The 19,219-nt window shown below is 67.6% G+C and carries 15 protein-coding genes and 1 riboswitch; of the genes, 6 read left to right on the top strand and 9 right to left on the bottom strand.

Annotated elements, in window-relative coordinates:
- The first annotated feature begins 27 nt into the window (after positions 1-27).
- The 3 genes from FBZ87_RS22855 (at position 28) to FBZ87_RS22845 (ending at position 2,833) form a co-directional block, all read left to right on the top strand.
- Positions 28-1,446, top strand: a complete 1,419-nt coding sequence (locus tag FBZ87_RS22855) for a coniferyl aldehyde dehydrogenase (protein ID WP_145612895.1) — start codon at positions 28-30, stop codon at positions 1,444-1,446.
- A 51-nt stretch (positions 1,447-1,497) separates the two neighbouring features.
- Positions 1,498-1,872 (top strand): hypothetical protein, encoded by a 375-nt coding sequence (locus FBZ87_RS22850; RefSeq protein ID WP_145612894.1) that lies wholly within the window; start codon positions 1,498-1,500, stop codon positions 1,870-1,872.
- A gap of 232 nt (positions 1,873-2,104) precedes the next feature.
- Positions 2,105-2,833, top strand: a complete 729-nt coding sequence (locus tag FBZ87_RS22845) for a hypothetical protein (RefSeq protein WP_145612893.1) — start codon at positions 2,105-2,107, stop codon at positions 2,831-2,833.
- 105 nt (positions 2,834-2,938) lie between these two features.
- Here the strand turns inward: FBZ87_RS22845 and FBZ87_RS22840 are convergent, their stop codons facing one another.
- From FBZ87_RS22840 to pcaF, 4 genes are all read right to left on the bottom strand, one after another.
- Positions 2,939-4,141, bottom strand: coding sequence for a GGDEF domain-containing protein (locus FBZ87_RS22840; protein ID WP_145612892.1), 1,203 nt, complete (start codon positions 4,139-4,141; stop codon positions 2,939-2,941).
- 235 nt (positions 4,142-4,376) lie between these two features.
- Entirely contained in the window at positions 4,377-5,036 is a 660-nt protein-coding gene (locus FBZ87_RS22835; RefSeq protein WP_145612891.1) for a 3-oxoacid CoA-transferase subunit B, read from the bottom strand.
- A 16-nt stretch (positions 5,037-5,052) separates the two neighbouring features.
- The gene (locus FBZ87_RS22830) at positions 5,053-5,739 is read right to left on the bottom strand and encodes a 3-oxoacid CoA-transferase subunit A (protein ID WP_145612890.1); all 687 of its coding nucleotides are present in this window, start codon (positions 5,737-5,739) and stop codon (positions 5,053-5,055) included.
- A gap of 79 nt (positions 5,740-5,818) precedes the next feature.
- Positions 5,819-7,024, bottom strand: coding sequence for a 3-oxoadipyl-CoA thiolase (gene pcaF / locus FBZ87_RS22825; RefSeq protein WP_145612889.1), 1,206 nt, complete (start codon positions 7,022-7,024; stop codon positions 5,819-5,821).
- A 254-nt stretch (positions 7,025-7,278) separates the two neighbouring features.
- On the opposite strand from pcaF, the gene FBZ87_RS22820 reads away from it, so the two are divergent.
- Positions 7,279-8,043 carry an IclR family transcriptional regulator domain-containing protein gene (locus FBZ87_RS22820; protein WP_145612888.1) on the top strand — a complete coding sequence of 255 codons (765 nt, stop codon included), beginning with the start codon at positions 7,279-7,281 and terminating at the stop codon, positions 8,041-8,043.
- Between the two features lie 73 nt (positions 8,044-8,116).
- Positions 8,117-9,340 carry a phytanoyl-CoA dioxygenase family protein gene (locus tag FBZ87_RS22815; protein ID WP_186454925.1) on the top strand — a complete coding sequence of 408 codons (1,224 nt, stop codon included), beginning with the start codon at positions 8,117-8,119 and terminating at the stop codon, positions 9,338-9,340.
- A gap of 46 nt (positions 9,341-9,386) precedes the next feature.
- On the opposite strand, the gene FBZ87_RS22810 is transcribed toward FBZ87_RS22815, so the two are convergent.
- On the bottom strand, positions 9,387-11,615 hold the full coding sequence (locus tag FBZ87_RS22810; RefSeq protein WP_246134539.1) for a helicase-related protein: 2,229 nt from the start codon (positions 11,613-11,615) through the stop codon (positions 9,387-9,389).
- Between the two features lie 99 nt (positions 11,616-11,714).
- The gene (locus FBZ87_RS22805; protein WP_186454924.1) at positions 11,715-12,320 is read right to left on the bottom strand and encodes a substrate-binding periplasmic protein; all 606 of its coding nucleotides are present in this window, start codon (positions 12,318-12,320) and stop codon (positions 11,715-11,717) included.
- A gap of 442 nt (positions 12,321-12,762) precedes the next feature.
- Here FBZ87_RS22805 and FBZ87_RS30135 point away from each other — a divergent pair, with 442 nt between their 5' ends.
- On the top strand, positions 12,763-12,897 hold the full coding sequence (locus tag FBZ87_RS30135) for a hypothetical protein (RefSeq protein ID WP_277906069.1): 135 nt from the start codon (positions 12,763-12,765) through the stop codon (positions 12,895-12,897).
- Positions 12,898-12,999: 102 nt separating this feature from the next.
- On the opposite strand, the gene FBZ87_RS22800 is transcribed toward FBZ87_RS30135, so the two are convergent.
- From FBZ87_RS22800 to FBZ87_RS22790, 3 genes are all read right to left on the bottom strand, one after another.
- On the bottom strand, positions 13,000-14,160 hold the full coding sequence (locus FBZ87_RS22800) for an efflux RND transporter periplasmic adaptor subunit (RefSeq protein WP_186454923.1): 1,161 nt from the start codon (positions 14,158-14,160) through the stop codon (positions 13,000-13,002).
- 19 nt (positions 14,161-14,179) lie between these two features.
- A complete protein-coding gene (locus tag FBZ87_RS22795; RefSeq protein ID WP_145612884.1) occupies positions 14,180-17,395 on the bottom strand; it encodes an efflux RND transporter permease subunit in 3,216 nt (1,071 codons plus the stop codon).
- A 230-nt stretch (positions 17,396-17,625) separates the two neighbouring features.
- Complete coding sequence (locus FBZ87_RS22790) at positions 17,626-18,840, bottom strand: glycosyltransferase 87 family protein (protein WP_145612883.1); 1,215 nt, start codon at positions 18,838-18,840, stop codon at positions 17,626-17,628.
- Between the two features lie 148 nt (positions 18,841-18,988).
- Positions 18,989-19,214, top strand: a riboswitch (cobalamin riboswitch).
- The last annotated feature ends 5 nt before the right edge of the window (positions 19,215-19,219 follow it).

The following is a 19,219-nucleotide window of genomic DNA, read 5'->3' as shown; positions in this document are numbered from 1 at the left end:
AAAGTGGGAAGGGTGGAGGAGGAAAGGATGATGGCGGTGGAGCAACGGGGTGACGACCTGTTGGCGGTGACCCGGGCCTTTGACCGGCTGCGGGCGGCGGCGCGGCAGGATCCCTACCCCCCGGCGGAGCGGCGGCGGGACCAGCTAAGGGCGTTGGAACGAGCGCTGGTCCGCCGCCAGGATGCCCTGGTCCAGGCCGTGGATGCCGATTTCGGCGGCCGGCTGGCTCATGAGACGCTGTTCGCCGAGATCTTCGTGTCGCTGGAAGGCCTGCGCCATGCCCGCCGCCACCTGGCGGGCTGGATGCGGCCCCGCCGCCGGTCCGTGCCCCTGGCCCTGGGCCCTGGCCGCGCCTGGGTGCAGCCGCAGCCGGTGGGCGTGGTCGGAATAATCGCCCCCTGGAACTACCCCTTGTTCCTGGCGCTGGGGCCCCTGACCGGGGCGCTGGCCGCCGGCAACCGGGTGCTGCTGAAGCCATCGGAGCTGACGCCCCGCACCACGGCGCTGATCGCCGATATCGTGGCCGAGGCGGTGCCCGGTGACGTGGCCACCGTCGTTTCCGGCGGGGCGGAGGTGGGGGCCCACTTCGGCCGGCTGCCCTTCGATCATATCCTGTTCACCGGATCCACCCGGGTGGGGCGCCTGGTGATGAAGGCGGCGGCGGAGACTCTGACGCCCGTCACCCTGGAACTGGGCGGCAAGTCGCCGGCGCTGGTGCTGCCCGATGCCGACCTCACCTCCGCCGCCACCGACATCGCCTATGGCAAGTTCACCAACGCCGGCCAGACGTGCGTGGCGCCCGACTACGCCCTGGTGCCCCGGTCCCGGATACAGGACTTCGTGGCGGAACTGGCCCGGGCCGTGCCCGGCTATTTCCCGGCGGAAGGGGATGCCAGCGCTATGTCCGCCGTCTTCGGCGGGGCGGGCCGCGCCCGCATGGCGGCGCTGGTGGCGGAGGCCAAGGGGCGGGGGGCCGTGGTGCGTGAATTGGGCCCGCCTGTGCCGGGCCTGGACATCGGCCCCGCCGTGGTGCTGGACCCGCCCGAGGATATTGCCCTGCAGCGGGAGGAGATCTTCGGGCCCCTCCTGCCTATCGTGCCCTATGACGATGTCGGCCAGGCGCTGGACTATGTGCGGGACCGGCCCCGGCCGCTGGCCTTCTACCTGTTCGGGCGCGATCGCGCCCTGATCGACCGGGCGCTGAAGACCACCGCTGCCGGCGGCGTGGTGGTCAACGACACCCTGATCCACGTGGCGGTTGAGGATCTGCCCTTCGGCGGCATCGGTCCCAGCGGCATGGGCCGCTATCACGGCCGCGACGGCTTCGACACCTTCAGCCACCTGAAGGCGGTGTTCGACCGCAAGGGCCCCCGCCTGGACCGCCTGGCCCGCCCGCCGCTGAAACCCCTGCACCGCTGGCTGACCAAGCTGCTGATCGGGGGGTAGGCGCTGGCGTCGGCGGCGTCCGCATCCTATCTTCGGGGCATGCTGAGAAGGGTGCTCCACATCCGCGCGTGCGTCGTCTTCGCCCTGCTGGGCCTGCTGCTGCCGCCCGCTGTCGCGCGGGCGGACGTGTGGGATTATGCCCGCTCCGCTGGGCCTATCATCGGACAGGCCAAGGCCTGTGGTGTCACGGTGGCGCGCACCGACCATGCCTCCGACCAGGTGCGGGAACTCCTGGACCTGACGGCGCCCAACCCGGACGAGCGCCGCAAGGTGGGCGAGATGTTCGATTTCCTGGTCAACACGGCTGTCACCATGCAGACTCAGGCGCCCAACCGGAACGAGTGTCCCGAAGCGCTGGTCACCTTCGCCGACCTGGAAAGGCGCCTGCCCCTGTGGCGGGAGATGCTGCCGCCGCGCAAGCCCTGACCCAATAATTCCCGAAAGGATCATCGCTTGCAGTGATGCGATGCATTACTGCAAGCGCGTGTGGCTAATTTAACCCTAATAAGTCAAACGGCTATCTTCGGATAATCAGGCGCATTTTTTTCGAGAAAAATGCGACGGACTCCAGATCCCCTTGCGTGCAACGCGCGTCGGGGGGTCTCAACGGGGCCGACCCCCGATATTTCCAATCAGACCCCGACGACGGAGAGTGTTCATGTCGATCTCTTCTGTGTCGTCGTCTACCACCGCTGCGTATACGACGAGCACCAGCGGCACGGCTCAGTCCGCGAAGTCGACCATCAAGGACGACTTCAAGGCCTTGAGCGACGCGCTGTCTTCCGGTGACCTGGATACGGCCAAGTCGGCCTATGACACCCTGAGCAAGGATTTGCAGGCCAACGCGCCCGCCAATTCCGCGTCCTCCTCCAGCGGCGGCAACCCGCTGAAGGACGCCTTGGACAAGGTGGGAACGGCCCTGCAGAACGGCGACGTCTCGGGCGCGCAGAGCGCCTTCGCCGACATCAAGTCCCACGGGGGTGACCGCCATGGCCCGCCGCCGGGCGCGCCCCCGGGCGGGGATGCCAGTGGGATTGGCGGTGGCCAGGGCGGCGGCAACGGTCAGGCGTCCGCCGTGCGTTCCGCCTTCTCCAGCCTGTCGGACGCCTTGTCCTCCGGCGATCTGTCCAGCGCCCAGTCCGCCTACAGCAGCCTGACCCAGCTGCTGAGTCGCAACGACAACAGCGGCACGGACAGCGACGGCACGTCCTCATCGACCGACGGCACTGCCAGCGACACCGCCAGCGACACCGGCAAGCCGCTGAAAAGCCTGCTCAGCCAGATCGGCAGCTCGCTCAACAGCGGCGACGTGTCGTCGGCGGCCAGCCTGCTGTCCTCTTTCACCCAGCGGACGGGCGCGGGGCAGTCGGTGAACGTGACGGCCTGATGCAAAGTCTGATGTATGGATCGAGGGTGGTGAACCGCCCCGATCACGCCTGAACCGGTGGGCGCCGGGGCCGTGGCAACGGCCTCGACCTCCCATGCGCGGACGTCAGGCGGTCCAGCCCGATTGGGCCAGGGGTAGGGGCGTCTCCAGCCCACCGGGCCCGATGCTCAGCGTTTCGGTGCGGTTGCGGCCGGTGTCCTTGGCGCGGTACAGCGCCTGGTCGGCCGCCGTTACCAGCTCCTCCCACACATGGCCGTCGGCCCCCAGCGTGGCGACACCGATGCTGACGGTGCAGCGCACCGCTCCCTGCGGCCGGTCCAGGGAGATGGTCGCCGTCTGCTGGCGCACCCGTTCCGCCACCGCCCAGGCGTCTTCCAAGCCGGTTTCGGGCAGCAGGGCCATGAATTCCTCCCCACCCACCCGGGCCAGGATGTCGCTGCGCCGCAGCTCCCGCGTCAGGCAGTCCGCCACGGCCACCAGCAGGGCGTCACCGGTGCCGTGGCCCCAGCGATCGTTCACCGCCTTGAAATGGTCGATGTCGATCATCAGCAGCGACAGCGCCCGATGGTGACGCAGGGCGCGCGACACCTCCATCTCGCCCGCCGCCCACAGCACCCGGCGATTGGCCACGCCGGTCAGCGGGTCCTGCCGGGCCTGCTGCATCAGTTCGGAATCCAGGCGCCGGCTGATCATCCACAGATAGCCGTTGGTGACGGTGGTGGTGATGCAGATGATGACCAGGCGGGTCGCCACCTTCATGGCGTGCGGCTCCTGCATGGTGCCCTCCCAGTCGATCACCAGGGCCCAGCCGGCCCGGGCCAAGGCCAGCAGCGCCCACGCCGCGTACAGGGCGCCGGTGACGGTCGCGGCGGGACATAAATCCCGCTCCGCATGGCGCACCAGGTGCCAGGCGATGGCGGCCGACAGGGTGGTGAAGAACAGGCTGCTGACCAGGATGCGGCCCCGGCTTTCCGGCGCGCCCACGGTGAACCACAGGAACACGGCCGCCAGCAGCGCGCCCGCCACCAACACGGGCCACGTCTCATGCACCGGCCGGCCCAGGAAACGGACCACGCCGACATAGGCCAGGCCATAGCCGGTGAAGATCAGGAAATTGCTGGATAGCAGACCCAGCCAGCCCGTCTGGCTGTTCAGGGCCAGGCCGGCCGCCTGGGCGAAGCCGGATGCCGCCCAATAGGACAGGCCCGCCTGGCGGGGCAGGGACAGGGCCGCCATCAACAGGCACAGGGCCGCCACGGTCTGCAGCAGCGTGTTGACGACCAGCAGGCTGGGGATGTCCAGGTCCACCGACGTACCCTTCCCACCCGGGACGGCCCCAGCCGATGCCGGGGCCTAAGCATGCCCTGAAGGATACGAGAGGTTCGTTCCACCTACAATGGTACGAACAAGCCGCCAGGCCAAATCTTCCGGTTAGGTCAATGGCTTAAGGGGTCGGTGGTTCATATGTGGTTTACGCTTCTTCCCTATCCCGCTCATACCACCCGGGATGGGGCCAAGCCCCCGGCACCAACCGCCCGGTGGCTCAGGCCGCCGCCAGCGTCAGGCCGGACAACGCTGCCAGCGTCTCCAGGCTCAGGCCCTGGCACAGATCGCGCACGGCGAAGCCGCCAGCCGTCACGTCCAGCACCGCCAAGTCGGTGTAGACGCGGGTGACGCAGCCCAATCCGGTCAGGGGATAGGTGCAGCGGTGCACCAGTTTGGACTGTCCGTCCTTGGTCAGGTGCTCCATCATCACGAAGACCTGGCGCGCGCCCACGGCCAGGTCCATGGCGCCGCCCACGGCCGGGATGGCGCCGGGCTTGCCGGTGGACCAGTTGGCGATGTCGCCGTTCTCCGCCACCTGGAAGGCACCCAGGATGGCGATGTCCAGGTGCCCGCCGCGCATCATGGCGAAGGACAGGCTGTGGTCGAAGAAGGCGCCGCCGTCCAGCAGGGTCACCGGCTGCTTGCCGGCGTTGATCAGGTCCGGATCCACGGCGTCGGCGGCGGGCCTGGGGCCCATGCCCAGGATGCCGTTCTCGCTGTGCAGCAGGATTTCCTTGTTGGGCGACAGATGGTCGGCGACCAGTTCCGGCATGCCGATGCCGATGTTGACGACGGCACCGTCCTCGATGTCGTTGGCGATGCGGGCGGCCATCTGGTCGCGGGTCCATGCGACGTACTTGGGGGGCGTGTGGCTCATGGTTCTAACTCCTGGCTCAAGCGGCCGAGCGGGCGGCGTGCGTGCCCACGGCCACCACACGGCTGATGAAAATCCCCGGCAGGGCAATGGCCTCCGGATCCAGGGCACCCAGCTCCACGATCTCCTCCACCTGCGCCACGGAGATTTTGGCGGCGGAGGCCATGATGGGGCCGAAGTTGCGGGCGGTTTTGCGGAATACCATGTTGCCCCAGCGGTCGGCCAGGCGGCCCTTGATCAGGGCGACGTCGGCGTGGATGGGGTATTCCAGGATATAACCACGGCCGTCGATCACCCGGCTTTCCTTGCCCTCGGCCAGCGGCGTGCCGTAGCCCGTGGGGGTGAAGAAGCCGCCGATGCCGGCGCCGGCGGCACGGATGCGCTCCACCAGGTTGCCCTGGGGCACCAGTTCCAGTTCCACCTTGCCGGCGCGGTACAGTTCGTCGAAGATGAAGCTGTCGGTCTGGCGGGGGAAGGAGCAGATGACCTTGCGCACCCGCCCCGCCGCCAGCAGGGCCGCCAAGCCGGTGGTGCCGTTGCCGGCATTGTTGCTGACGATGGTCAGGTCCCGGGATCCCTGCTCGATCAGGGCATCCACCAATTCCATGGGCATGCCGGCGTTGCCGAAACCGCCCACCATGACCGTGGCACCATCGGGGACGTCGGCCAAGGCTTCCAGGGCTGAAGTACGAACTTTGGATAACATCGGTTCTTATTCCTCAAACGCGGTGGCCCCAGTCGGGGCCTGGTCGCTCCGTTCCGGTGTGCTTAGTGCCTGGGGGTGATCAGACCCGTTCGATGACGCTGGCGATGCCTTGGCCCACGCCGATACACATGGTGCACATGGCGCGCCTGGCGTCCGATCCGGCCAGTTCGTGGGCGGCGGTGGCGACCAGGCGGGCGCCGGACATGCCCAGGGGATGGCCCAGCGCGATGGCGCCGCCGTTGGGGTTCACCCGTGCGTCGTCGTCGGCGATACCCAGCTGGCGCAGCACGGCCAGGCCCTGGCTGGCGAAGGCCTCGTTCAGTTCGACCACGTCGATGTCGCCGATGGTCAGGCCCAGGCGGGCCAGCAGCTTCTGTGTCGCTGGCGCCGGGCCGATGCCCATGACGCGCGGCGGCACGCCGGCGGTGGCGGCCCCGACGAAGCGGGCCAGCGGCGTCAGGCCGTATTTGCGCACGCCCTCGGCGGAGGCCAGCAGCAGGGCGGCGGCGCCGTCGTTCACGCCGGATGCGTTGCCGGCGGTCACCGTCCCTTCAGGCTTCACCACGCCCTTCAGCTTGGCCAGCGCCTCCAGCGTCGTGTCGGGGCGGGGGTGTTCATCCACCGACACCACCTTGGGGTCGCCCCTGCGCTGGGGGATGGTGACGGGGACGATTTCCCGCTCAAACCGGCCGCGCGCCTGGGCGGCGGCGGCCTTGCGCTGGCTGGCGATGGCGAAGGCGTCCTGGTCGGCGCGGGAAACGCCAAAGTCCTCGGCCACGTTCTCGCCCGTCTCTGGCATGCTGTCGACACCATAGGCCGCCTTCATCGCCTTGTTGACGAAGCGCCAGCCGATGGTGGTGTCGAAGATCTCGGCCTTGCGGGAAAAGGCGTCTTCCGCCTTGCCCATGACGAAGGGCGCGCGGGACATGCTTTCCACCCCGCCGGCGATCATCAGGTCCGCCTCACCCAGGGCCACCACGCGGGCGGCCATGGCCACAGCGTCCATGCCCGATCCGCACAGGCGGTTGACGGTGGTGCCGCCCAGGCCGACCGGCAGGCCTGCCAGCAGCGCCGCCATGCGGGCCACGTTGCGGTTGTCCTCCCCCGCCTGGTTGGCGCAGCCGAAGACGACATCGCCCACCGCATCCCAATCCACCCTGGCGTTGCGCGCCATCAGGGCCTTCAACGGTACCGCCGCCAGATCGTCGGCACGCACCGACGACAGGGCGCCGCCATAGCGCCCGATGGGGGTCCGGATCGCGTCACAGATGAAGACTTCGGTCATGAAATACGCACTCCTTCGTCGTCGCGAAGGAAGGGGCCTGGCTGGCGCCCGGACGGCGGTCACCCTGTGGGCGATCGCGCAGGGCCTGATCGGCCGTCCCCTCCCCGGAAAGTCGTGGCCGATATTTTTTGGTCGGCCGCATCTTTTTGTTCGTCTAGCGTACAAATGTCCGTATAATGAACATTAGAGTGAACCTCCCGCCCCGGCCTGTCAACGGCTGCGGGCGCAAATTTCTGCATGGGTGAGGACGGCGCATGAGTGACGCGGACGGTGAGGCGGGTGCCGAGGGTGGGGAGTTCGTGCGGGCGCTGGCACGCGGCTTGGCGGTGATCGAGGCGTTCGGCGCCACCCACACGCCCATGACCCTGTCGCAGGTGGCCAAGCGCGCCGACGTGACGCGCGCCACCGCGCGGCGCCTGCTGCACACCCTGTGCGCGCTGGGCTACGTCGCCTTCGATGGCAAGCTGTTCAGCCTGCGGCCCAAGGTGTTGAACCTGGGCCTGGCCTATCTGTCATCCCTGACCCTGACGGGTGTCGCCCAGCCCTTCATGCAGGAACTGGTGGGCCGGGTGCAGGAATCCTGCTCCATCTCCGTGCTGGACGGCACGGACATCGTCTACGTCGTGCGCGTGCCCATGAAGCGCATCATGTCCATCGAGATCAGCATCGGCACCCGCCTGCCGGCCGCCCGCACCTCCATGGGCCGGGTGCTGCTGTCGGCCCTGCCCGATGCCGATCTGGACGCCATCCTGGCCGCCACGCCGGATATCAAGGCGGACGCGGTCAAGGCCGCCGTGCGCCAGGCCGGCGGCCAGGGCTGGGCCCTGGTGAACCAGGAGCTGGAGGAGGGCTTGCGCTCCATCGCCGTACCCATCCGCGGCCGGGGCGGGATGATCATCGCCGCCATGAACGTCAGCACCCACGCCTCCCGCGTGACGGAGGCGCAACTGGAAGGTCAGTTCTTATCCGCGCTGCAACAGACGGCGGAGGGCATTTCAAGAGCTCTCCTTTTCGGTTGAAAGTGTTGCTATTTTCTTCGACAAAGGGGAAGCATTAGCCTAATTGCCTATGTCTTGTAATCGGAAGGCATACATGTCCCCCGTTCCACATTCGATCTCCCCTTGGGTTGTTACTAACCGGCCGCCGGCCACGCCCGTTTATGGTTTGCTGCGTCTGGCGTCGACCCTTCATTGCTCCGAGCCCATTGACGGCATCTGGGTGGAACTGAACTTTGGCGGCGTCACGCAGCGTTTCGCCGCCAGCGACATCGCTACCAAGGTTGGCGAAGCCGCTTGGGAACTGGCTGTTCTCGCCAACAGCCACCTCGTGCCGAATGGCGTGGTTAACCTCCGTGTCACCACTGGCATCGCGACCGGGCCTTTTGCGGAGATGCCGGGCCTCGAACTGCTGATCAGCAATCAAGGCACCCTCGCGGACAGTGTGCGGGCCGATCTGTTGGCGCATGGTTCGCCTGTTCTGATTGCCGGGCATGTCGACAGCGCCATGTATCCTTTCAGCCACGGGCAGTCGGTTGCTTGGTTCAATCAGCCGGACGCGATCGCGGCGGCGGCCGATGTGCCACTGAGCGTGGAACCGGCGGCAGACGCCGAGGCGGCGATTCAGCACTTGATCCGCTGGGGCTTTACCGTTCTTCATGAAGCGGTGCCCATCGAAACAGTCACAGCGTTCAACAACGCGGTGGAAGCGGCGCTGCTCAGTGGACGCCTACTGCATCGCCCTGGTTCCAGTGAGCGCATCCACGATGCCCACCGCTTGCCCGAAGGCCGAAAAATTTGGCTGTTCCCGCCGGTGCTGGATTTCCTGAAGCGGTGGTTCCGAGATGATGCCTGCGCCTGCCAGACGTTGCTGTACGTGAATGGCAGCCAGCAAGATGCACACCAGGACACAATCCACCTGACCCCTTACCCCGCTGGTTATATGTGCGGTGTGTGGGTGGCGTTGGAGGATGTGCGACCGGAATCCGGTGAGCTTTTCGTTTACCCCGGCAGCCATCGGACGCCGCGCCTGCTGGCGGAACCGCTGGGTTTGGCCAAGGTCACTTCCGACTATTCCAGCTATGTGGTGTTTGGGGACGAGATCAACCGCCTGCTTAATGCTGGCGGGTTCGAGCGCCTGGTTTATCGGCCCAAGGCCGGCCAAATCCTGGTTTGGCACGAGAACCTGATCCATGGCGGGGGTATCCGGGTGAATTCCGAAATCACCCGACGCAGCATCGTCAGCCACTACTACGCCCGTGGCGGTGTCGGCTTCTATGACAGTCGCGGCGAAGCCGCGTATCTGGAAACGCTGGATTGATGATCGCGGGGCGGCCGTGGCCGCTCCTTTCGTTCAAGGTCACTGATTACTTCCGCTTGGGACCATAGCGCTTCCGGGGGGCCCCCCGGAAGCCGGGTTTGGGCTTGTGGGGAGCTTCGCCCGCCGCCCGCGCCCGGCTGCGCATGGCCAGGACCTGGGCCAGGCGCTCGGCCACGGCGGCGCGACGTTCGGTGACGGCCTCGCGATCGGGGAAGTAGGCGGGGAACTTGCGGGTGGCCCAGTAATAGAGGTCGCAGATGCGCGACTGCGCCTCCAGGCCCAGGTCGTCCAGGCTGTCGATGCGCTTGCCGGCCACGCCGTCCAGCGGCAGGGGCTGCTCCCGCTCCAGGGCGCGGCAAATCCCGTAGACCAGGTCGGCGTCAGTCTCGCGGTCCAGGTCCGCCGGCATGAACAGCAGGGTCAGGCGGCGGTCGAAGTCCAGGCGCCGGGCGTCCAGGGCCACCGCCATCTTGCGCACCGGCGCCAGGTCGGCCAAGGCGTAGGGCGATCCCTTGGTGTCGGCGGCGGCGAAGCAGTCGACCAGGGGCACCAGGCGGTCGGTGCCGACGTAGGTGGCCAACCGTTCCATCATGGCGCGGGTGGGCCGCAGGGTCAGGGGCAGGGCGGCGTGGACCTTCTCGTCCGCCGCCTTGTACATGTGGCGCAGGGCGTTGGGACTGCCGCGCCCGACCACGCCATACTCACCCACCTCGAACTTGCCATAGCGGCCGGCGCGGCCGGCGATCTGCCGCACTTCCGACCCCGACAGGGGCCGCACCTCGTGCCCGTCGAACTTCTCCAGGCTGGTGAACAGCACGCGGCGCACGGGCAGGTTCAGGCCCATGCCGATGGCGTCCGTCGCCACCACCACGTCGGCCTCGCCGGTGGTGAAGCGCTCCGCCTCCCGTCGGCGTACCTCGGGCGCCAGGGCGCCATAGATCACGGCGGCGCTCAGGCCCTTGGCACGGATGGTTTCGCGGACGGAATGAACCTCTCGCCGGGAAAAGGCGATCAAGGCGTCGCCCGCCTGCACGTCGCTCCACTCCAGCCGGCGGTCGATCAGCTTCAGCGGCGTCTTGCGCTCCAGCTCCACCACCTCCAGCGGTTCGCCCAGGTACTGGGCCATGCGCTCGATAACCGGGCGGATGTCCGGGGAGCCCAACAGGTACACCGTCTCCGCCGGCACGCCCACCAGGGCGGCCGACCAGGCCCAGCCGCGCTCCGTGTCCGCCAGCATCTGGACCTCGTCGATGACGGCCACCTCCAGACGGCTCTCCGGATCCAGCATCTCGACCGTGGAGGCGGTGATGCGGGCGCCGGGCACGCGGATTTCCTCTTCGCCCGTCACCAGGTTGGCGGCCACGCCCTCCTTGTTCAGGCGGTCCATGATCTCCAGCGCCAGCAGGCGCAAGGGCGCCAGATAGGCGCCGCTGCGGGCGTCCTTCAGGGCCTGCATGGCGCGATGGGTCTTGCCCGAATTGGTGGGACCGACCACCAGCACCAGGCGGCGGGGCATGCTGCGCGCCAGGGGGAACAGGTCCTCATAGCGCTTCAGGTCGAAATGGCTGTCGACAAAGCTGCGGCCGCGGGCATGGATGCGGTCCTGCGCCCAGGTCGCCACCTCCCGCTCCCACCGGCGCAGCACCGACGGCGCGTCCGTCAGGTGGTGGGTGGCCCGCCATAGGCGGTCGCGAATCTCGGCCAGGGCCTCGGCATCGCTGGAAACCTCGGCCTCGATCTCGGCCAGGCGGCGGGCCAGGCTGCCTTCGGCATCGCGCTTCCGGCCATTCAACTTACCGTCGGCGCCGACCAGGTCGACCAGGGCCGTGCCGTCCAGGTCAGAGAGCTCACCGACGGAGAAGGTGCGGTCCACGTTCAGGCGATAGGGGTGGGGGAAGCTGGGCAGCCGCAGTTCCAGCCGCTGCGTGACGCGCACGCGGTCGGGAACGATGGCCGGGGTGATCTCAAAGCCGGCCTCCCGCAGGGGCGGGCGGGCAGCGGCCAGCAGGGCCGGGCGCGCCACGGCTTCCGATGCGCGGCGCTGGATGACGGCCAGCAATTCTTCCTGCCGGTCCGCCTCCACCCACACTTGTTCCTTGTCCGGAAAGACCAGGGGCAGGGGCACCAGCCCCATGGCCGCCGCCTGTTTGGGGCGCACCAGGCCCAGCTGGGACAGTGTGGCGCAGCCTTCCTCCGTCGTGGCGACGGCCAGCAGCAGGTCGGGATCCCAGCTGTGGGATTCGGTGTCAGGAACGGAGGGGGTGTCGGGCATCATCGCAGCGGCAGGGATCGGAAGGATCAGGAGGTTCCGCCTTTATGGGCCGCCGAGCCGCCGCCGTCCACCCGTCTCCGGACGACGGGTGGCCCCGGCGGCTCAGTGCGCGCCGGCCAGCGCCCGGTCGAAGGCGGCGATCAGATCGTCGCCCACCGTCTGTGCGCACATGATACGCCCAGCGCCCACGGCGGACAGCTCGGGGAAGTGGGTGATGACGAGGTCGCCTGGGTCCACGCCCGCCGACAGGGCCGCGTTACGGGCGTCATCGGGGCCGGAAACGATGGTGTAATCGATATGGCCAGCCGCCACCATCTTGACCAGATCGGCGGGGGTGCCACGTATAGGTCGGACGTGGCTGGCCTCTTCCGCTGCCAAGCGATCCAAAGCGGGCCCCTTGGATGCGCCCAGCATGTTGCCGTAGACCCGGGCCGGATCCCGAATCAGGCTTTCAAAGGTCGGGTAGCCCTTGATCCAGTCGGCGCCCTTGCGGGTGATGACCAGCCACTCCGTCCCCGGGAACAGCGGCTCGGTGAACTTGAAATGCGCTTCGCGGTCCGGTGTCTTGATGACGTTGGGGGTGCAGGCCACCCTGCCGTCCTGCAGGTCCGCCAGGATGCGGTTACGCGGGATAGGTCCTAGCCAGGTAACCTCATAGCCGGCTTTGGCGGCCAACGCCTCCACCCGGGCCGCGATGGGTCCGCGCACGGCCGCACCATCCGAAGCCCCTTGCAGGAAGGGACCCACGTCAGGGTATAAAAATTGAATAACAGGCTTGCCGCTGGGTTGATCCACGGCGCCGGACAGGCCAGTACCACCCGCGATAACGCTTAAGAACAAGCTGCCAATTAAACTGGCGGTGGCGCCCACGGGTCAGGCCCCCAATCGACGGAAAAGAGCGATAGGATGGGTCATTTCTGCCTACCCGCCAAGAGACGTTATTGCCCACCGGCAACAATAATATTGCCGGCGACTGCGCCGCCACTTTCCTAATAACTCAAATCTTAACGGATTAACAATGGCTTGCCGTTTCAGGACCTGGAAACTGTCCTGATGGTAGAGGGTCTGAAAACTGGCCCGAGGTTTGCTTTCCCCTGTTTTCGCCTGCCGTCGGGATTGTCCCGATCGGCGCTTTGATGGGGGAAAATCCATGTCTTTCAAGAAGATCGTTATGGCGTGCCTGGTTCTGGTCGGTGTCGGCGTCTATGCCACCAGCCATATGACGGCTGAGCGCAAGGTGGCCCTGGCCAGCCCGATCGAGTGCAACGGCTGCGAACCTTGGTAAGGTTCATCTTTACGCTTGTACCAGGCGCCGGCCCATCCGGCGCAAAAGCAAGCGGCCGCTCCTGGGGGGAGCGGCCGTTTGTTTTTCAATGACGTCAGGCCTTTACTTCGCCGCGCCGTCCTTGGGCGCATCCTCCGCCACTGTCACGGCGTCGCCGTCGTTCAGCATGGTGTTGGGATTCAGCACCACGCGGTCCTTGTCGCTGACCCCGCCCACCACCTCGACCGTGGTGTTGAATTCACGGCCCAAGGTCACGGGGTGGAAGCGCACCTTGCCCTCACCATCGACGATGGCGACGCGCTTGCCTTCCGGCCGGGTGACGATGGTGTTCACCGGCAGGGCCAGCACCTGGGCGCCGGCCTCGGGGAAATGGGCGTTGCCGCGCATGCCGGCCGGGATGGTCAGGTCGGGGTTGGGCAGGTCGGCCTCGACCCGCATGGTGCCGCTGGTGCTGTCCACCGCGTGTGAGATGCGCACCACCTTGGCCGGGAAGGTGCGGCCCGGGAATTCCACGAAGCTGGCGTCCACCGCGGCGCCCACCGCCACGGCCGGCACCTGACCCTGGGGCACGTCGATGACCAGGCGCAGGTGGTCTTGGCGGGACACCTGGTACAGGGCCTTGCCGCTGCTGGCGTCGGCCACCACCAGGTCGCCCTGTTCCACCAGGCGCTGGGTGATGATGCCGTCAATGGCCGTCGTCACCGTCTTGTAGGCGGTCAGCTGCTCCAGCCGCTTCACGTTGGCGATGGCGGCCTCCAGGTCGGCCTGGGCGGCGTTCAGGGCGGACTCGCGGGTGTCGTAGGTCTCGCGGGTCACCCAGCCGTCGCCCAGCAGGGACTTGGACCGGCTGTAGTTGGATTTGGCCAGGGCCAGGTTGGCCTCCGCCTGGTGCTGTGCCGCGCGGGCCTGCATCAGCTGCTGATCCTGGTCGGGCGCCTCGATGACGGCCAGGGTCTGGCCGGCCTTCACCACGTCGCCGATGTCTACCAGGCGCTTGCCGATATAGCCGGAGACGCGGGCGTAGACGGTGTATTCCGTCAGGGCCTGGGTCTGGGCCGGCAGCAGCAGGCCGTCGGACGATTTCACCGGCTTGGGGTTGGTGGTCTTCACCTGCAGCGGCGCCTGCGGCCGGGCTTCGGGCGGGGCCTTGTTGCCGCTGGCCAGGTGGGGGGCAGACACCAGGCCGATGGCGGCCAGGGCCACGACGGCGGTGCCCAGCATCCAGGACCGGCGGCGGACGGTGGTCTTAGGGGCGGCGGTCATAATCATCAGACTCCTAAAATCACTCGGCGGCCGAGCCGGCGGGAACGGTGGTGGTCGCAAGCACGGCATGGCGCCGGCGATGCAGCAGGACGTACAACGCTGGAACGGCCAGCAGGGTCATGGGCGTGGAGAACAGCAGGCCGCCCATCACCGCGCGGGCCAGGGGGGCGTTCTGCTCGCCACCCTCGCTCAGCGCCAGGGCCATGGGGATCATGCCCAGCACCATGGCCAGGGCCGTCATCATGACGGGGCGCAGGCGGGCGCCGCCGGCCTCCGCCATGGCGTCCAGGGATGTCAGGCCCTGTTCGCGCCGCTGGTTGGCGAAGGACACCATCAGCACGCTGTTGGCGGTGGCGACACCGATGACCATGATCATACCCATCAGGGCCGGTTCGCTGAAGGTGGTGCCGGTCAGCAGCAGCATCACGGCGCCGCCCAGGATGGCGGCCGGGGTGGCCCCCAGCACGATCAGCGGGTCCAGCCAGGACTGGAAGTTCACCACCATCAGCATGTAGACGAAGACCACGGCCAGGGCCATGCCGGCGGCGATGTCGCCGTAGGCCTGCTCCATGGTCTTGATCTGGCCGCCCATCTCAATGCGGTTGCCGGGCTTCAGCTGCGGGCGCACGGCGTCGATGGCGGCCTTGATGTCGCGGCTGACCGACCCCAGGTCGCGGCCCGAGACGTTGGCGATGACGTCATAGCGGGGCGCGAAGGAGGTGCGGCTGATGTCCGCGGCCACCTTGGTGGGCACCAGCTTGGCAACGTTGCGCAGCAGCACCGGCGTCGTCACCCGGGTGGAATGGATGGGGGTGTTCAGCAGATCCTCGGCCGAGGCCATCAGGCGCTGCGGCGACTGCACCACGACCGGGTAGATGACCAGCGAGTTGACGTCCATCCAGTAGCTGGGATTGACCACGCCCGAGGACGCCAGCGACACCAGCACCTCCTGCGCCACGTCGTTCTGGGTCAGGCCCAGCTCGGCGGCGCGGGCCCGGTCGACCTCGATGCGGTAGGCCGGGGTGGCCGTCACCTGGCGCAGCGTCACGTCCACCAGGCCGGGGATGTTCTTGAAGCGCTGGCGCAGGTCCTCCGCGATCAGGGCGTTGGGCCCGCGGGCCGTGCCGATGATGCGGATGTCGATGGGGGTGGGCACGGCGCCGTTCAGGATCTGGCTGGTGATGTCGCCGGGCTTTTGGAAGATCTCAACGCCCGGGTAATCCTTGGCCACCATGGCGCGGATCTGCTCGACATACTCATGGGTGGGCCGCGACCGCTTCTCGGTCAGGGCACCCAGGATTTCACCGTCGGCGGAGCTGACGGTGACGCTGTCGGTCAGGCCCAGGTTCACCGGGTCGGGCAGGCCGATGTTGTCGATGATCAGGCCCAGTTCCTCTGGCGGGATGATCTTGCGGATGGACCGCTCGATGGCGCCGAACTGACGCGACGCTTCCTCCAGCCGGGTGCCGGCGGGGGTGCGGACGTGCAGGCGGAATTGGCCGGCATCGACCTCGGGGAAGAAGTTGGTGCCGACGAAGGGGATGGTGGCGGCGGCGCAGACCAGCAGCACCACAGCGAAACCGGTTACCATCCACGGCCGTGACAGGCCGCCGCCCAGCACCCTCAGGTACCGCTGGCGCAGGCCCTCGAAGCCGCGCTCGAATCCGGCATGAAAGCGCGCCCAGGCGCCGGCCAGGCCGGTCGGGGGCGCAACGTGGCCATGGTTGCCCTCCTCGCCATGGCCGTGGCCGCGCAGTTCCGCCGGCAGCAGCCAGGCGGCCATGGCCGGGACCAGGGTCCGCGACAGCACGTAGCTCATCAGCATGGAGGAGATGACGGCCAGCGCCAGGGGCGAGAACAGGTACTTGGCGATACCGTGCAGGAAGAAGATGGGCACGAACACGATGCAGATGCACAGTGTCGAAACCAGGGCCGGGAAGGCCACCTCGTCCGAGCCTTCCAGGATGGCCTGGCGCAGCGGCTTGCCCATGCCGATGTGGCGGTGGATGTTCTCGATGGCCACGGTGCCGTCGTCCACCAGGATGCCGATGGCCAGCGCCAGGCCGCCCAGGGTCATGACGTTCAGGGTGTGGCCGGCCATGGACAGCACGGCCACGGCCGTCAGGATGGACAGCGGGATGGAGGTCAGCACGATGGCCGTGCTGCGCCAACCACCCAGGAACAGCAGGATCAGGATGGCCACCAGCGCGCCCACGATCAGGCCTTCATGCTGGATGCCCTCCATGGCGTGCTTGATGAAGGTGGTCTGGTCGAACAGCGGCTGGATGCGCATGCCCTCGGGCGCCGCCTTGCGGATCTCCGGCAGCCGGCGCATGACCTCGTCCACCACCGCCAGGGTGCTGGCGCCACCCAGCTTCATGATGGTCAACAGCACGGCGGGCTGGCCGTCGGCGTGCACCACGTTGGTCTGCACGGCGGCGCCGTCGCGGACATTGGCCACGTCGCGCATGAACACGGTGCGGCCGTTCACGTCGCGCAAGGGGATGTCGTTGAAGGTATCGACGGCGATGGGCGAGCTGTTCAGGCCCACCTGGTATTCGGTGTCGCCGATCTTGGCGGTACCGGACGGCAGATTCAGGTTCTGGGCGGTGATGGCCTTGTTGACGTCGTTGGGGGTCAGGCCATAGCTGCGCAGCTTGTCCGGGTCGATATCGACCATGATCTGGCGCGCGTTGCCGCCGTAGGGCAGGGGCAGGCGCATGCCGGGGATGTCGCTGATCTGCGACCGGATGGTGATGCGGCCATAGTCGTACAGCTGCGCCTCGGACATGGTGTCGGACGACAGGGCCAGCTGCAGGATGGGCACGGAGGACCGGCTGTACTGCACGATCAGCGGCGGCTGCGTGCCCGTGGGCATGCGCTTCAGGATGGTCTGGCAGATGGCGGAGATCTGCGAGATGGCCAGGTCGATGTTCACGCCCGGCTGGAAGGTGGTGCGGATGATGCCCACGCCGTTGGATGTCTCGGATTCCACCTCCGCCACGTTATCGGCGGTGTTGATGATGGCCAGCTCACCAAAGGCGGTGATCTTGCCCGTCATCTCCTGCGCGTCCAGGCCCGAGTAGCTCCACACCACGGTGACCGTGGGGATCTCCACCTCGGGGAAGATGTCCGTGGGCATCCGGAACAGGCTCAGCACGCCCAGTAGCGTGATCAGGCCCGCCAGCACGGCGAAACTATAGGGACGCCTCAGGGCGTAGGCGACGATCCACATGAGGACGGGGCTCCGGCAATGCGATGCGGAAAAATGCAACGCTACGCCCAGGGGCCGAGGTCGCCCCCCGCCCGGCACAGCCCCAAATAATTAACGCGCTTGACGGTTAAGGGGAACCTACTTCGATACGCAACGGTTCGAATTTAGGCATGCCGCGACCAATCGCCGCCAAATCGGAAAACTGTGGCCTGCGTCACTGCGCCCGTCGGCGGAGGGGAATGTAAAGGTGGCTAACCTTGAATTGCCAAGCTCTCCCTCGGTGCATCCTCGGGGGTTTCCTGACGGCCCACGGCGGGCCGGTCGGGCAGGGATGGCACCCAGCGGACCACGACATACAGGCCGAATCCGCACGCCAGAAGCGGCTTGAACCACGTGGTGGTGGCCACGTGCAGGCCTCGCGTCCAGACGTGGGTGGTCAGCGCGAAGCACAGCAGCACCAGCATCCAGCCCAGCGCCCGGTTGCGGCGGACATGAAATTCCCAGCCCGCCAGGGCGCCGGCGACCAGCGCCATGTCGCCGAAATGGCCAAGGACCGTACGCGGGTTGAACAGCAGCAGATACGTGACCATCAAGGCCGCCACGGTGGCGGCGGCCTTGGGGGCCGGCAGGCGGCTGACGGTGCCGCGGGCCAGGGTCAGCACGGCGATGCCGGCCAGGGCGCGGATAACGGTCTGGGCCATCAGGTCCAGTGGCAGGCCCAGGGTGGCCAGGCCATTGGCGAAATCGTGCCAGACGCCGCCGCCGGGGTTGGCGCTGCTCATGGTCTTGCGCACGAGCTGGCCATATTCGCCCAGGGCGTAGCCGGGGTCCCAGTGCGTCAGGGGCAGGGCCAGGGCCGCCGTCAGCCACAGCGCCAGGGACAGACGCAGGCGGGGCCACAGGGCGAAGGCCAGCATGACCAGGGCCAGGGCCTGGGGCTTGAACGCGCCGGCCAGTACCAGCAGGAACGCGGCGCGGCGCCACCGGCCTTCCGCCACGTCCGCCAGGCCGGCCAGCATCAGGCCCAGCATCAGGAATTCGGTCTGGGCGCCCCGCAGATCCACCACGCCGATGGGCAGCGCCGCCAGCAGGGCCACGCCGAACAGGCGCTGCCAATCGGTGCCCTGACGTTTCGCCGGCGCCAGCAGGCGGCACAGCCGGGCCACGCCCCACCAGCAGACGGCCAGCAGGCTCAGACGCCACAGCGCATCGCCCAGCAGCGGCGGCAGATAGGCCCACGGGGTGAACAGCACGGCGCTGGATGGCAGGTAAAGGAAGCCGTTGATGCCATCCTCGTAAATCTCAGCGCCCTGCCACCAGGCCCAGGTGGCCTCGGCGTAGATGTGGAATTCAGAAACGAACCGTCCACTAATCACCTGCGCCTCGATCACCACCAGGGCGATCGCCCAAAGGGCGAGGCCGAGCACCAGCGGGCGGGCCAGGGAAGGAAGTGGCGGGCGAACCATGCTGCAGAATAACCTATCTCATAGGTAATAGGCTCTATGGTCTATGCCTACCACCTTTGTGCTCAAGGTCAAGTGCCAAGGCTTGGCCGTTGCATATTTAAGATAAAATGTCGCGACGCCGCCCTTGCCCGGCACGGGCGATTGCCGTAAGGCTGCCATCGCCGACGGTTCCGCAGGTCCGCCTGTGGATAAAAAGGGAACGTGGTGGGGATGCGCGGCATCCGACTCCATGGCTGCCCCCGCAACTGTGAACGGCGAGCGCCGCCCACCCCGCCGCACGGGGAATGGCCACTGGGTTCCCAACGGAACCTGGGAAGGCTGGGCCGGCGCCGTGACCCGTGAGCCAGGAGACCTGCCGCCGGTGGCATTCGCATGGTCG

Origin of the sequence: Nitrospirillum amazonense (genome assembly GCF_007828035.1) — a bacterium.
Taxonomy (GTDB): domain Bacteria; phylum Pseudomonadota; class Alphaproteobacteria; order Azospirillales; family Azospirillaceae; genus Nitrospirillum; species Nitrospirillum amazonense.
This window is presented reverse-complemented; position numbering and strand designations above follow the sequence as displayed.